The sequence below is a fragment of the Pseudomonas sp. GL-B-26 genome (assembly GCF_019947405.1).
Taxonomy (GTDB): Bacteria; Pseudomonadota; Gammaproteobacteria; order Pseudomonadales; family Pseudomonadaceae; genus Aquipseudomonas.
This window is the reverse complement of the sequence record NZ_JAGYGJ010000007.1, coordinates 93,145-106,517: the sequence shown is the minus strand read 5'-3', so window position 1 is coordinate 106,517 and position 13,373 is coordinate 93,145. Positions and strand designations below refer to the sequence as shown.

The window sequence follows — 13,373 nt, the reverse complement described above, 5'->3', positions numbered from 1 at the left end:
ACCCTCTCCCCAGAGGGGCGAGGGGACTGACCGAGTTGTTTTGTAGAAATTCTGCGACCTCAAATACCGAGTCGAACTCAGGATTTGAAAAGCATGGAGATGTGCTCCCTTTCCCCCCTCTCCCCTATGGGGAGAGGGCTGGGGTGAGGGGTGGATCTAAAGGCCACCCCGCAATATCACTTCCCCTTAAACTCCGCCTCACGCTTGGCAATAAACGCCGCCATCCCCTCTTTCTGATCCTGCGTCGCAAACGCCGCATGGAACACCCGACGCTCAAAGCGCACACCTTCCGACAGGCTCACTTCAAACGCGCGGTTGACGCTTTCCTTGATCATCATTGCAATCGGCAGCGACTTCCTGGCAATCAGCGCCGCGACTTTCAACGCTTCTTCCAGCAACTCATCTGCCGGAACAATCCGCGCGACAATCCCGCAACGCTCCGCTTCCACCGCATCGATCAAGCGACCGCTGAGGCACATTTCCATGGCCTTGGCCTTGCCCACCGCGCGGGTCAGGCGCTGGGTGCCGCCCATGCCCGGCAGTACGCCGAGGTTGATTTCCGGCTGACCGAATTTGGCATTGTCGCCGGCCAGGATGAAGTCGCACATCAGCGCCAGTTCACAACCACCGCCCAAGGCGAAACCATTGACGGCGGCAATGATCGGCTTGCGGCGGTTAGCCACGCGATCGCTGTCGCTGAACAGGTCGTCAAGGTAGATCTGCGGATAGGTCAGCTCGGCCATTTCCTTGATGTCGGCGCCGGCCGCGAAGGCTTTTTTCGAGCCGGTCAGCACGATGCAACCGATGTTCGAATCGGCTTCCAGGCCATCGAGTGCGCTGTTCAGCTCGCTGACAATTTGCGCGTTCAACGCGTTCAGCGCTTGCGGACGGTTGAGAGTAATCAGGCCAACGCGACCGTGGGTTTCCAACAAAATCGTTTCGTAGCTCACAAGTGTTTTCCTTCTCAAAGATTGCGCGAAATGACCATGCGCTGAATATCGCTGGTGCCTTCGTAGATCTGGCAAACCCGCACGTCGCGGTAGATCCGCTCCAGCGGGAAATCGTTCAAGTAACCGTAACCGCCGAGGGTTTGCAACGCCGAGGAACAGACTTTCTCGGCCATTTCCGAGGCGAACAGTTTGGCCATGGACGCTTCGACCAAGGCCGGTTTGCCGCTGTCACGCAGCGCCGCCGCGTAATGCACCATTTGCCGGGCGACGGCGATTTGGGTCGCCATGTCCGCCAGGCGGAACGCGACCGCTTGATGCTCGATGATCGGTTTGCCGAAGCTTTCACGCTCGCGGGCGTAGTCGCGGGCCGCTTCGAACGCGGCGCGGGCCATGCCCACCGATTGCGAAGCGATGCCGACACGGCCGCCCTCGAGGTTAGCCAGGGCGATTCGGTAGCCTTCGCCCTCCTCGCCCAATCGGTTGGCGACTGGCACCTTCACGTCCTCAAACAGAATTTGGCAGGTGTCGGACGCGTGCTGACCGAGCTTGTCTTCGACCCGCGCGACTTTGTAGCCCGGCGAATCGGTGGGCACGATCAGCGCCGTGATGCCACGCTTGCCGGCACTTGGGTCGGTCACGGCAAACACGATCACCACTCCGGCATTCTGCCCGGACGTGATGAACTGCTTGCAGCCATTCAACACGTAATGATCGCCTTCAAGACGCGCGCGGGTTTTCAGGCCGCTGGCGTCGGAGCCGGCCTGCGGTTCGGTCAAGGCAAAAGCCCCGAGCATCGAGCCGCTGGCCAAAGGTTTGAGGAATCGCTCTTTCTGGTCGTCGTTGCCGTACTTGAGAATCGGCACGCAACCCACCGAGTTGTGCACGCTCATGATGGTCGAGCAGGCGCCGTCGCCGGCCGCGATTTCTTCCAGGGCCATGGCGTAGGCCAGGTAACCGGTGTCGCAACCGCCCCACTCTTCCGGCACCAACATGCCGAAGAAGCCCAGTTCCGCCATCTCGCCGATGGCTTCCTTGGGGAAGCGATGCTCGCGGTCCCACTCGGCGGCGAACGGTTTCAGCCGTTCCTGGGCAAACTGCCGGGCCGCTTCGCTGATCTGAAGTTGTTCGTCATTGGGAATCATGACTAGTCCTTAATTGGGTTGAACGCAAAACCTGTGGGAGCTTTGTGGCGAGGGGGCTTGCCCCCGTTGGGCCGCGCAGCGGCCCCAAGAATCTGCGAGCGCTGCGCACTCGAACGGGGGCAAGCCCCCTCGCCACAAAACCCGCTCCCACAGGGATTGGTGGCAGCCTTAGTAGAGGCATTCAACGGCCATGGCCGTGGCTTCACCGCCGCCGATGCAGATCGCTGCAACGCCGCGTTTCAGGCCTTTCTGGCGCAGGGCCGAGAGCAAGGTCACGAGGATCCGCGCGCCGGACGCACCAATCGGGTGGCCGAGGGCGCAAGCGCCGCCGTGAACGTTGATCTTCTCATGGGGGATTTCCAGTTTGGTCATGGTCACCAGACTGACCACGGCGAACGCTTCGTTGACTTCGACCAGATCGACTTCGTCCAGCGACCAGCCGGTTTTCTTCATCAGCTTCTCGATCGCACCCACCGGTGCTACCGGGAACAGGCCCGGGGTGTCGGCAAACGCCGCGTGGCCGTGAATCACTGCCAGCGGTTTCAGGCCGCGCTTTTCAGCTTCGGAACGGCGCATCAACACCAGAGCCGCAGCGCCATCGGAGATCGAGCTGGAGTTCGCCGCCGTGACCGTGCCGCCTTCGCGGAACGCCGGTTTCAAGGAAGCGATCTTGTCCAGTTTGGCTTTCGGTGGCTGTTCGTCGTTGCTGATCAGCACCTGCTCTTTACCCACGGTCACGGTGAGCGGCACGATCTCGTCTTTGAAGCTGCCGTCCTTGATCGCCTGCTGCGCGCGGGTGGTCGAGGCAATGGCAAACGCGTCCTGGGCTTCACGGGTGAAACCGTTGGTTTCAGCGCAATCCTCGGCGTAGGTGCCCATCAAGCGGCCCTTGTCGTAGGCGTCTTCCAGGCCGTCGAGGAACATATGGTCAAGTACCCGACCGTGGCCCATGCGGTAGCCGCTACGGGCGCGGTCCTGCAGATACGGCGCGTTGGACATGCTTTCCATGCCGCCAGCGACAACCACATCGGCGCTGCCGGCCACCAGCATGTCGTGGGCCAGAATGGCCGCTTCCATGCCCGAACCGCACATCTTGTTCAGGGTGGTGCAGCGGGTTGATTTATCCAGCCCGGCGCCCAATGCGGCCTGGCGCGCCGGGGCCTGGCCGAGGCCGGCGGAAAGGACGCAACCGAACAGCACTTCTTCAACCGAGTCTGACGCCACACCGGCACGCTCAACGGCAGCGCGAATCGCCGCAGCACCGAGTTGCGGCGCGGTCAGGCTTTTCAGTTCGCCCTGGAAACCACCCATCGGGGTGCGGACGGCGCTGACGATAACAATGGGATCGTTGGAAATAGTCATGACAAATCCTCCTTACTTGGCGGCCATGCGCAAGGCACCGTCGAGACGGATCACCTCGCCATTGAGCATGCTGTTTTCAATGATATGCCTGACCAGCCCGGCATACTCGCCTGGTTTGCCCAGACGCGGCGGAAACGGCACGCCAGCCGCCAGGGACGCGCGGACTTCCGGGGTCATGCCGGCCATCATCGGGGTTTCGAAAATGCCCGGGGCGATGGTCATCACGCGGATGCCGAAGCGCGCCAGTTCACGGGCGGCGGGCAAGGTCAGGCTGACGATCGCGCCTTTGGAGGCGGCATACGCGGCCTGGCCGATCTGGCCGTCATAGGCTGCAGCCGAGGCGGTGTTGATGATCACACCGCGCTCGCCGTCAGCATCTGCTTCGGTTTCGGCAATCGCCGCAGCGGCCAGGCGCAGCATGTTGAAACTGCCGATCAGGTTGACGTTGATCACCTGGCTGAAATTGGCCAACACGTGTGGGCCGTTCTTGCCGAGGATCTTCTCACCGCGCACGATACCGGCGCAGTTGACCAGACCATTCAGGCCACCGAAGGCTTTGACCGTCGCCTGCACAGCGGCTTCCGCCGCCGCTTCGTTGCTGATGTCCGCCACCACGCTTTGCGCGCCGAGACGTTCAGCCTGGGCCGCAACGGCTTCGGCGTTCATATCCACCAACATAACTTTGGCGCCCGCCGCGACCAGCATTTCAGCCGTGGCCGCACCGAGGCCCGACGCACCGCCGGTGACGAGAAAAACCTTGTTTTCGATCTGCATCATTGTTTCCTTGGATTCAAGCTGAAACGTTCTTCGCGGCGGCCTCTTGAGCCTTGGCGATTTCCTGATTGCGCAAGATAAAGCGCTGCAATTTGCCGCTAGGGGTTTTCGGCAATTCGCTGACAAATTCGATTTCGCGGGGGTACGAGTGCGCGGCCAGTCGTTTGCGCACGTGTTGGCGCAATTCTTCGGCCAGTTCCGGTGCAGCGCGGTATTGCGCGCTGAGCACGACAAAGGCTTTGACCAGTTCAGTGCGTTCCGGATCGGGCTTGCCGACCACGGCCGCTTCGACCACGGCAGGGTGTTCGATCAACGCGCTTTCCACGTCGAACGGACCGACGCGATAACCGGAGGTGGTGATCACGTCGTCGCTGCGGCCGACGAAGCTGATGCTGCCGTCCGGGTTCCACTCGACGGTGTCGCCGCTCAGGTAATAGTTGCCGACGAAGGCCTTGGTCGGTGCGCCTTCGTAACCGGCGAACCAGCACATCGGCGACTGGGTACGATCGATGGCCAGAATGCCCGGCTGGCCGACGCCGAGTTCTTTGTACTCGTCATCCAGCACCACGATGCGGTGGCCCGGCGAGGCGAAACCGGCGGCGCCCATGTGGATCGGATGCTCGAGGCCATGGTGATTGCACAGGACCATGCCCAGTTCGGTCTGGCCGTAATGGTCGTGAATGACAACGCCGAGGTTGTCGGCGAACCAGCGAATCACTTCCGGATTCAGCGGCTCGCCGGCGCTGCTGACGATGCGCAGTTTGCCCTTGATCGACTTGGCGAATTCGTCGCCACCCGCGATCAACAGACGATAGGCCGTCGGCGAACCGGTGAGGTTGGTGATCCCGTATTTGTTGATCACCCGGCAGGTGCTTTCGAGGGTGAACGGGCCATCGTAAAAGGTGATCGGATGCCCCATGGCCATGGGACCTGTGACACCGAAATAGATGCCATAGGCCCAACCCGGATCGGCGACGTTCCAGAAGGCGTCTTCGGGGCGCAAGTCCACGGCGTCACGGGTGTAACTCTGGAAGGCGACGATGGCCTTGAGCGGTACGGACAGCGCTTTCGACGGACCGGTGGTGCCCGAGGTGAACATCAGCAGGAACGGGTCTTCACCGGTCAGCAGGACCGGTTCGCACACAGGAGAATAATTGGCCAGTTCGGCCCAGAAGCTGTAATCGCCGCGGACGATGCCTTGGCCTTTGGGGCCGGTGACGGTGACGATGGTCGGGCAGTCGGCGACTTCAGAGAGTTTAGAGCGATTGCCGGCGTCGGTGACCACCACTTTGGCGCCAGAGGAGCTGAGGCGGTGTTCGATGGCTTTCGGGCCGAATGCCGTGAACAGCGGCTGGTAGACCGCGCCGATGCGCCAGGTGGCGAAGACGGTAATCAGCAATTCGATGTTACGTGGCAGGAGACCGGCAACCTTGTCGCCTTTTTTCACGCCCTGGGCCAGGAGGAAATTGGCGAAACGCGCGGCTTTGTCCTGCAAGTCGCTGAAGGTGTAGGTCGCGCTGGCGCCGTCGCGGCCTTCCCAGAACAGCGCGATGCGCCCCGGCAAGGCATGCCGGTCGCAACACTCGACACAGGCGTTGAGGGCAGTCAAATCGCCCGCGAGTGCGGCGTCGACGGTGTGCTGATAATTGAACTGTGATGTAGCAGACAAATAATCGCGCATTGCCAGAATCCCTTTGTATTTTTATTAGGCTGGGGGAACCTTGAATAACAGGGAAATACTCGCTCTGCGCGGGGCGCGGGACAATGGTCAAAGCTATCAAGTTGCGTGACTGGTTTGGCCAAGATCCGAGAGGTGTGTCGTCAGGAATGGCCTCTTCGCGAGCAAGTCGAATCGTCGCACCGCCGCTCCCACAGGGGAATGCATTCCAAATGTGGGAGCGGGCTTGCTCGCGAAGGCGTCAAACCAATCAATACAAGGTCTGGATCAGCTCGCCTCATTCAGAATCAGGCTGCGGTAGTGCCCGGGATTTGACCCCGACCACTTGCGAAACGCCTTGTAGAACGAACTGGCGTCGGCAAAACCCAAACGCGTGGCGATCTCGGCAAAGCTGATAGAGGGTTCTGCCAGCCAGACAATCGCCAATTCCTTGCGCACGCTGTCCTTGAGCCCCTGGTAAGTCTGGCCCTCTTCGGCCAGGCGCCGACGCAGGGTGGAAGCCGACATGCACAGCTGTTGTGCCAGGGGTTCGGTTTCCGGCCAGTGTTCGGCGGGCAGTTTCCGCAAATCGTGTTTGATCCGGCTGGCCAGGCTCTCTGGATCACGGTACTTGACCAGAATATTGGCCGGCGCATGGGCGAGGAAACGCTTGAGTTCTTCCGGGCTGCGCTTGATCGGCAAATCCAGGCACTCGGCGGAGAAAATCATCCGCGTACGCGGCCGGTCGAAACGCAGGTTCTCGGAGAACATCACCTGATAGTCATCGCAGAAGTCCGGTGTCGGGCAGCGCAACTCGATGGCCAGGATTGGAATACGCCGCCCCGCCAGCCAGCAGGCGACGCCGTGAACGATCATCCAGTAAGTGAAATACGTGAAGGCGCGGCGCGGGTCCTGGTCGTCTTCGAGCAGGACGATTTCCGCCAGGCTTTGCTGACGAACCAACTGTGCAGGCAGGTGTTCGAGCATCAACGACAGAAAGCTCAAACCCGAGGTCAGGCCGGCAGCCAAACTCGGCTGGACCATGGAGCAGCGACAGAGAAACTCCAGGCTGCCTGATTTGAGTTTGCGCGGGTCCATGCCAAAAAACTCATCGTCCCGGCGCCGGGCCAACAAGCGCCACAGCCTTGCGTAAGCAGTGGCTGGTACGCGGGCGGTGGTGGTTTCCAGCAGCGCCGGATCGATGCCGACCTTGTTCAACACCTCATCGGTGGTCGCTCCGGGGGCGCAACTTTGCAACAGCGCTTCACGCACCAGTTGAATGGAGATGGTGTCTTTTTCCGACATTGACCGAGGCAAGCCTTGTTCTTGTTTGAGTGCCGGCATCTTAGCGCAGAACCCTGTGGGAGCGGGCTTGCTCGCGAATGCTGTGTGTCATTCAACATCAATGCTGACTGACACGGCCCCTTCGCGAGCAAGCCCGCTCCCACAGGGGATGGTGTGATGTGCAAAGTTGTTCAGGTTAGGTTCAGGTAAATGCCAATGATTGCCATTTGGTAATGAGTGTCATTATGTTACAAATTAGCACCCTATCGAATGACGCCACGGTGCTGAATGCTCGTTCCTTTTCTGATCATGTTGCGCGAAGGCATTGAAGCCGCGCTGATCGTTGGCATCATCGCCAGCTACCTCAAGCAGACCGGCCGCGGCCAATGGATGCCGGCGGTGTGGATTGGCGTTTTCCTCGCCGCGGCCCTGGCCCTGCTGGTGGGCGGTGGCCTGGAACTGGTCAGTGCCGAGTTCCCGCAAAAACAACAGGAACTGTTTGAAGGCGTGGTCGGCCTGGTCGCCGTGGGCATTCTCAGCTCCATGGTGTTCTGGATGCGCAAAGTCGCGCGTTCGATCAAACATTCACTGCACGCTTCTCTCGATCACGCACTGACCGGTTCCAGGCACCAGGTCACGGCGCTGATCGCCATGGTGTTTTTCGCCGTGGCCCGAGAAGGTCTGGAAACGGTGTTCTTCCTGCTCGCGGTGTTCCAGCAGAGCGAGGGCCCGGCAGCACCGATTGGTGCCCTGCTCGGCCTGATCCTGGCGATCATTGTCGGCTTCCTGATCTACACCGGCAGCATGCGCCTGAACCTGGGGGCGTTCTTCCGCTGGACCGGGTTGTTCATTCTGGTGGTCGCCGCCGGGATCCTCGCCAACTCGGTGCAAGCGCTGCATGAAGCCGGAGTCTGGAATCACCTGCAAACCGTGCTATTCGACTTCAGCGCAACGCTGCCGATGGATGGCCCGCTGGGCGCAGTGCTGGCCGGCATGTTCGGTTACCAGGACGCGCCGACCGTCAGCACCCTCGGGGCGTATCTGATTTATCTGGTGGTGGCGCTGGTTGTGTTTTTTCTCCCGGCACCGGCACCGGCACCGGCACCGGCACCGGCACCGGCTAAACAACCTTCTTCCGTATCCAGTCAGTAAGGGCACCCATGCCAAATCAAGCCTCTCCTCAGGCATCCCCTCCCCGTGCCTTGCGCTGGGCGGTGGCCGGTTCGGTGATCGTGATGATCGCCGCCGGTGGCCTGTTCTACTACGCCTCGAAAGTGGCCGCCGCCAAGCGTCAGGCCAACCAAAACGAAGTGCTGGTGACTATCCACCCGCACAGCTGCGAGCCGAATGCACTGAGCGTCCCGGCCGGCCGCGCCAGCTTCCGCATCGTCAATCGCTCGGACCGAGCCGTCGAATGGGAGATTCTCGACGGTGTGCTAGTGGTCGAAGAACGGGAAAACATCGCCCCCGGCCTGAGCCAGGTGATCAATGCCAACCTGTTGCCCGGTGACTATGCGATCACGTGCGGGCTGCTGAGCAATCCGCGCGGCACCCTGCACGTCAGCCCGACGGCCGCTTCAGACGCTGCGGCCAAAGCCAAACCGTCGATGGTGGCCTTTGTTGGCCCACTGTCTGAATTCCGCGTTTACCTGAGCACTCAGAGCAGCGCGCTGATCAAAGCCGTCACCGCCCTTGAACACGCTATCGAAGCCGGCGACCTCACTCAGGCGCAAGCCTTGTATGTGCCAGCCCGCGCCGCGTATCAACGGATCGCCCCGGCCGCCCAGCGTCTGGCCGATCTGGACAACACGATCAATGCCCGTGCCGATTACTTCGAGAAACGCGAGCAGGATCCGGGCTTCACCGGTTTCCACCGGATCGAATACGCACTGTTCCAGCAACGCAATCTCGACGGTCTGACGCCCGTTGCCCAGCGTCTGATCACCGACGTCACCACGCTCAAACAACAATTGCTGGCCCATTCGCTACCGCCTGAACAACTGGTGAGCATTCTCAACAGCATGGCCGACGTACGCGCCAGCAGTGGTGAAGAAGAACGCTACAGCCACACCGACCTGAACGGGTTTGCCGCCAACCTCGACGCCACCCGCAAAGTCGTCGACCTGTTGCGTCCGTTGCTGAACAAATCCGCCGCCGAACTGCTGCCGAAGATCGACAGCGCCGTCACTGCCCTCGACGCCGAGTTCAATGGCTTCAAGGTCAATGACGGCTATGCGAGCTACGACAGCGTCAGTGCCGAGCAGCGCCAACAGATCGCCGACAAGGCCAAGGCTCTGGCCGATGCACTCGATGGAATCGATCCCGCCCTTGGCCTTTCCGGCCTGTAAGCAGAAGAACAAACCGATGAACGATTCAGAGCAATTCAACCTTCAGCGTCGCCGGGTATTGATGGGCATGGGCGCCGCTGGCGTGGCATTGGCCGGCACCGCACTCAGTTGCCCGGCCATGGCCGCCAGCCCGGCACAAGTGACCGAAGCGCCGAGCAGCGACAAGACCGAAGACCGCCACGCGTTCCACGGCAAGCACCAGACCGGCATCGTCACCTTGCGCCCGGCCTGCGGCATGTTGGTGTCGTTTGATGTATTGGCCAGCGACCGCGAAGACCTGGAGCGGTTGTTTCGCACCCTCAACGAGCGCATCGCCTTCCTGATGAAGGGCGGCCCGGTCACGCAGGTCAATCCGAAACTGCCGCCGGTGGATTCGGGAATTCTTGGCCCGGTAGTCACACCGGACAACTTGACCATCACCGTGTCGGTGGGCGAGTCGTTGTTCGATGAGCGCTTCGGCCTGGCCGCCGCCAAACCCAAGCGGCTGATCCGCATGGTCGGTTTCCCCAACGATGCCCTGGAAGCCGATTGCTGCCACGGCGACCTCAGTTTGCAGTTCTGCTCCAACACCACCGACACCAACATCCACGCCCTGCGCGACATCGTGAAAAACCTGCCGGACTTGCTCCTGGTGCGCTGGAAACAGGAAGGCAGCGTGCCGCCGCAAGCCCCGGCCAAACCCGGTGTGCCAGCGCAAAGTGCACGCAACTTTCTCGGTTTTCGTGACGGCTCAGCCAACCCGAATTCCAACGATGCCAAGGCCATGGACAGCATCGTCTGGGTCCAGTCCGGCACTGACGAACCGGCCTGGGCGGCCAATGGCAGCTATCAAGCGGTGCGGATCATCCGCAACTTCGTCGAGCGTTGGGACCGCACGCCGCTGCAAGAACAGGAAAGCATTCTCGGCCGGGTCAAGAGCACCGGCGCGCCGATGGGCGGCGAGCACGAAACCCAGGTCCCGGACTATGCCAAGGACCCTGAAGGCAAGCTGACCAAGCTTGACGCGCATATCCGCCTGGCCAACCCGCGCACCGCCGCGACCCAGGCCAACCTGATCCTGCGCCGGCCGTTCAACTACTCCAACGGCGTGAACAAGAACGGTCAGCTGGACATGGGTCTGCTGTTCATCTGCTATCAGGCGGATCTGCAAAAAGGCTTCATCACCGTGCAAACCCGACTCAACGGCGAGCCGCTGGAGGAATACCTCAAACCGGTCGGCGGCGGGTATTTCTTCACCCTGCCCGGCGTGACGGGCGACAAGGATTTTATCGGCCGTTCCCTGCTTGACGCCACGCAACCAACTCTTCCGCCAAAAGCAACCGCATAACCCATCCCCACCACGGAACCGCCCTATGAAAAAGTCGCCCCTCGCGTTACTGCTGACCCTTGGTTTGCTCAACACCCCGCTTTCGGCTTTCGCGGCGCCGGCGCCGGCGCCGCTGGAGTTGGTGGGGCCGATCTCGGACTACAAGATTTATGTGACGGAACAGCTCGATGAGCTGGCCAGCCACACCCAACAGTTCACCGACGCCGTGAAAAAAGGCGACCTGGCGACCGCCAAAAAGCTCTACGCCCCGACCCGCGTCTATTACGAGTCGATCGAGCCGATTGCCGAGTTGTTCAGTGACCTGGATGCGTCCATCGACTCTCGCGTCGATGACCACGAAAAAGGCGTGGGCGCCTCCGACTTCACCGGTTTCCACCGTATCGAATACTCACTGTTTTCGGAAAACAGCACCCAGGGCCTTGGCGAACTGGCCGATGGCTTGAACAAAGACGTGAAAGACCTGCAAACCCGCGTCGCCGGCCTGACCTTCCCGCCAGAAAAAGTGGTGGGCGGCGCTGCGGCGCTGCTTGAAGAAGTTGCTGCGACCAAGATCTCCGGTGAAGAAGATCGCTACAGCCACACCGACCTTTATGACTTCCAGGGCAACATCGACGGCGCGAAGAAAATCGTCGATTTGTTCCGTCCGCAGATCGAAAAGCAGGACGCGGCCTTCATTGCCAAAGTCGACAAGAACTTCGCTACGGTGAACAAGACGCTGGCCAAGTACAAAACCAAGGACGGTGGTTTCGAGACGTATGACAAGGTGAGGGAAAACGACCGCAAGGCACTGGTCGGGCCGGTGAATACACTGGCAGAGGATTTGTCGACGTTGCGTGGGAAGTTGGGGTTGAACTGAGATTTGTAGTGTTTGAGCTGGCCCTTTCGCGAGCAAGCCCGCTCCCACAGTTGACCGCGTTGTTCAGACGAATGCGGGGCTTGCTCGCGAAGGCGTTTTGAAAGGCAACACATTTGCCCTGGCGTGCTACAGAATCCGGTACAACAACCGCTCGATCCGCACACGACTCACGCGCTTGAGAAACTTGGCCACCCCCGCCGGGTATTCCAGCAGCGTTTCCAGTTCCTGATAACGCTCGATCCGTCGGGTATTCTCGAAAATCTCTGCCAGCTCTTTACGACGCGGCTCCAGCAGTTCGCCTTTCGGATCATCAATCAGCAAGGCGTTTTCCAGGTCGAGTCGGAATGCCCGCGGGTTGAGGTTGTTGCCGGTCAGCAAGGTGTAGCGCTGATCGATCCACATCCCCTTGAGGTGATAGGTGTTGTCGCCGTCACGCCACAGATGCAGGTTCAACTGGCCGCTGTCGACGCTGCGATGATGACGCTTGGCGAAACGCCGCAGGCTGATCTCGTAAAGATAAGGCAGCGCCGAAATCACCTTGAACGGTTCGCTCGGCGGGATGTAGAAGTCGTTGGCCGTCTTGTCGCCGACGATGATGTCGATCTTCACGCCTCGCGCCAGTGCCCGGTTGATTTCCCGGGTCACAGGCAGCGGCAGGTTGAAGTACGGCGTGCAGATGGTCAGTTGATGCTGAGCGCTGGCGATTAACTCGCAGATCACCCGGCTCAACGGGTTGTTCTTGCCGACACCGAGCAATGGGCTGACCGACAAACCACCCTTTTGCGTGGTGCCTGTCGTGGTGTCGTACGCCGCGTGCTTGAGGCGGCTGCGCAGGTCGCCGATGTCGTTGCGCAGGCTGCGGGTGGTCGGCAGGTTCGGCAAATCGAGACGATGCACCGCTTTTGAGGCGATCAGGCCGTGCTGGACCAGGTGTTGCATCGAATCGGCCAGGGCGCTGTTCTGCAGCACGTGATAACGGTCGTAGCGGTATTTGTCGAACTTGTGCAAATAGACGTTGTTCAGACTCGCGCCGCTGTAGATCACACAATCATCGATCACGAAGCCTTTCAAATGCAGCACACCGAACAGCTCACGGGTCTGCACGGGAACGCCATACACCGGCACTTCACTGGCATGAGTCCGCGTGGTTTCCTGATACCAGGCCGAGTTGCCCGGCTGCTTGCCGGCGCCGATCAAGCCGCGCTGAGCGCGCAGCCAGTCAACGACCACCACCACGTCCAGTTCCGGACGCGCCAGTTTGGCCGCGTGCAAGGCATCGAGAATTTCCTGGCCGGCTTCATCCTGTTGCAGATAGAGCGCGACGATATAGATGCGCCGGGTGGCGCTGGCGATCTTTTCCAGCAGGCACCGGCGAAACTCGGCAGCGCCGGAAAGAATGGTGACGGCATCGGCGGTCAGCGGAAAACTGCGCAGTTTGGGCAGCAGAGAGCGTTTGAAAAGCGACGGCATAGGGCTCGCAAAAAGGTCGAATCCGAAGAACCCGAGAGCTTACACCATGGATCGGTTCGGGTCTTGTTACTGACTGTAATAGCCCTATCGCGAGCAAGCCCACTCCCACATTTGAAATGCATTCCCCTGTGGGAGCGGGCTTGCTCGCGAAGGCGATTTTTCAGACGACAAAAATATTCGCTTGACCAAGGAGAACGATCGTT

The 13,373-nt window shown here is 60.7% G+C and carries 11 protein-coding genes; 4 read left to right on the top strand and 7 right to left on the bottom strand.

The genetic code is table 11. The features are described 5' to 3' along the window. Positions 1–176 precede the first annotated feature (176 nt). From KGB23_RS06675 to KGB23_RS06650, 6 genes are all read right to left on the bottom strand, one after another. Entirely contained in the window at positions 177–950 is a 774-nt protein-coding gene (locus tag KGB23_RS06675; protein WP_223430383.1) for an enoyl-CoA hydratase, read from the bottom strand. A gap of 14 nt (positions 951–964) precedes the next feature. Then, entirely contained in the window at positions 965–2,092 is a 1,128-nt protein-coding gene (locus tag KGB23_RS06670) for an acyl-CoA dehydrogenase (protein ID WP_046046988.1), read from the bottom strand. Between the two features lie 168 nt (positions 2,093–2,260). Next, a complete protein-coding gene (locus tag KGB23_RS06665; RefSeq protein WP_223430382.1) occupies positions 2,261–3,454 on the bottom strand; it encodes an acetyl-CoA C-acyltransferase in 1,194 nt (397 codons plus the stop codon). Positions 3,455–3,466: 12 nt separating this feature from the next. After that, the gene (locus KGB23_RS06660) at positions 3,467–4,228 is read right to left on the bottom strand and encodes an SDR family NAD(P)-dependent oxidoreductase (RefSeq protein ID WP_033054749.1); all 762 of its coding nucleotides are present in this window, start codon (positions 4,226–4,228) and stop codon (positions 3,467–3,469) included. A gap of 16 nt (positions 4,229–4,244) precedes the next feature. Continuing rightward, positions 4,245–5,909: an AMP-binding protein gene (locus KGB23_RS06655; protein ID WP_223430381.1), complete on the bottom strand. Its 1,665-nt coding sequence runs from the start codon at positions 5,907–5,909 to the stop codon at positions 4,245–4,247. Positions 5,910–6,173: 264 nt separating this feature from the next. After that, positions 6,174–7,190, bottom strand: a complete 1,017-nt coding sequence (locus KGB23_RS06650; protein ID WP_223430380.1) for an AraC family transcriptional regulator — start codon at positions 7,188–7,190, stop codon at positions 6,174–6,176. A 267-nt stretch (positions 7,191–7,457) separates the two neighbouring features. On the opposite strand from KGB23_RS06650, the gene efeU reads away from it, so the two are divergent. The 4 genes from efeU to efeO (KGB23_RS06630) are packed head-to-tail and all read left to right on the top strand — an operon-like array spanning position 7,458 to position 11,700. Beyond that, positions 7,458–8,321, top strand: a complete 864-nt coding sequence (efeU, locus tag KGB23_RS06645) for an iron uptake transporter permease EfeU (RefSeq protein WP_223430379.1) — start codon at positions 7,458–7,460, stop codon at positions 8,319–8,321. Between the two features lie 8 nt (positions 8,322–8,329). Beyond that, positions 8,330–9,517 (top strand): iron uptake system protein EfeO, encoded by a 1,188-nt coding sequence (gene efeO, locus KGB23_RS06640; RefSeq protein ID WP_223430378.1) that lies wholly within the window; start codon positions 8,330–8,332, stop codon positions 9,515–9,517. Between the two features lie 16 nt (positions 9,518–9,533). Continuing rightward, positions 9,534–10,844, top strand: a complete 1,311-nt coding sequence (gene efeB / locus KGB23_RS06635; RefSeq protein ID WP_223430377.1) for an iron uptake transporter deferrochelatase/peroxidase subunit — start codon at positions 9,534–9,536, stop codon at positions 10,842–10,844. A 25-nt stretch (positions 10,845–10,869) separates the two neighbouring features. Further along, entirely contained in the window at positions 10,870–11,700 is an 831-nt protein-coding gene (efeO, locus tag KGB23_RS06630; RefSeq protein WP_223430376.1) for an iron uptake system protein EfeO, read from the top strand. A gap of 126 nt (positions 11,701–11,826) precedes the next feature. Here efeO (KGB23_RS06630) and pssA read toward each other — a convergent pair whose 3' ends face one another. After that, entirely contained in the window at positions 11,827–13,170 is a 1,344-nt protein-coding gene (pssA, locus tag KGB23_RS06625; RefSeq protein ID WP_223430375.1) for a CDP-diacylglycerol--serine O-phosphatidyltransferase, read from the bottom strand. Positions 13,171–13,373: the final 203 nt, after the last annotated feature.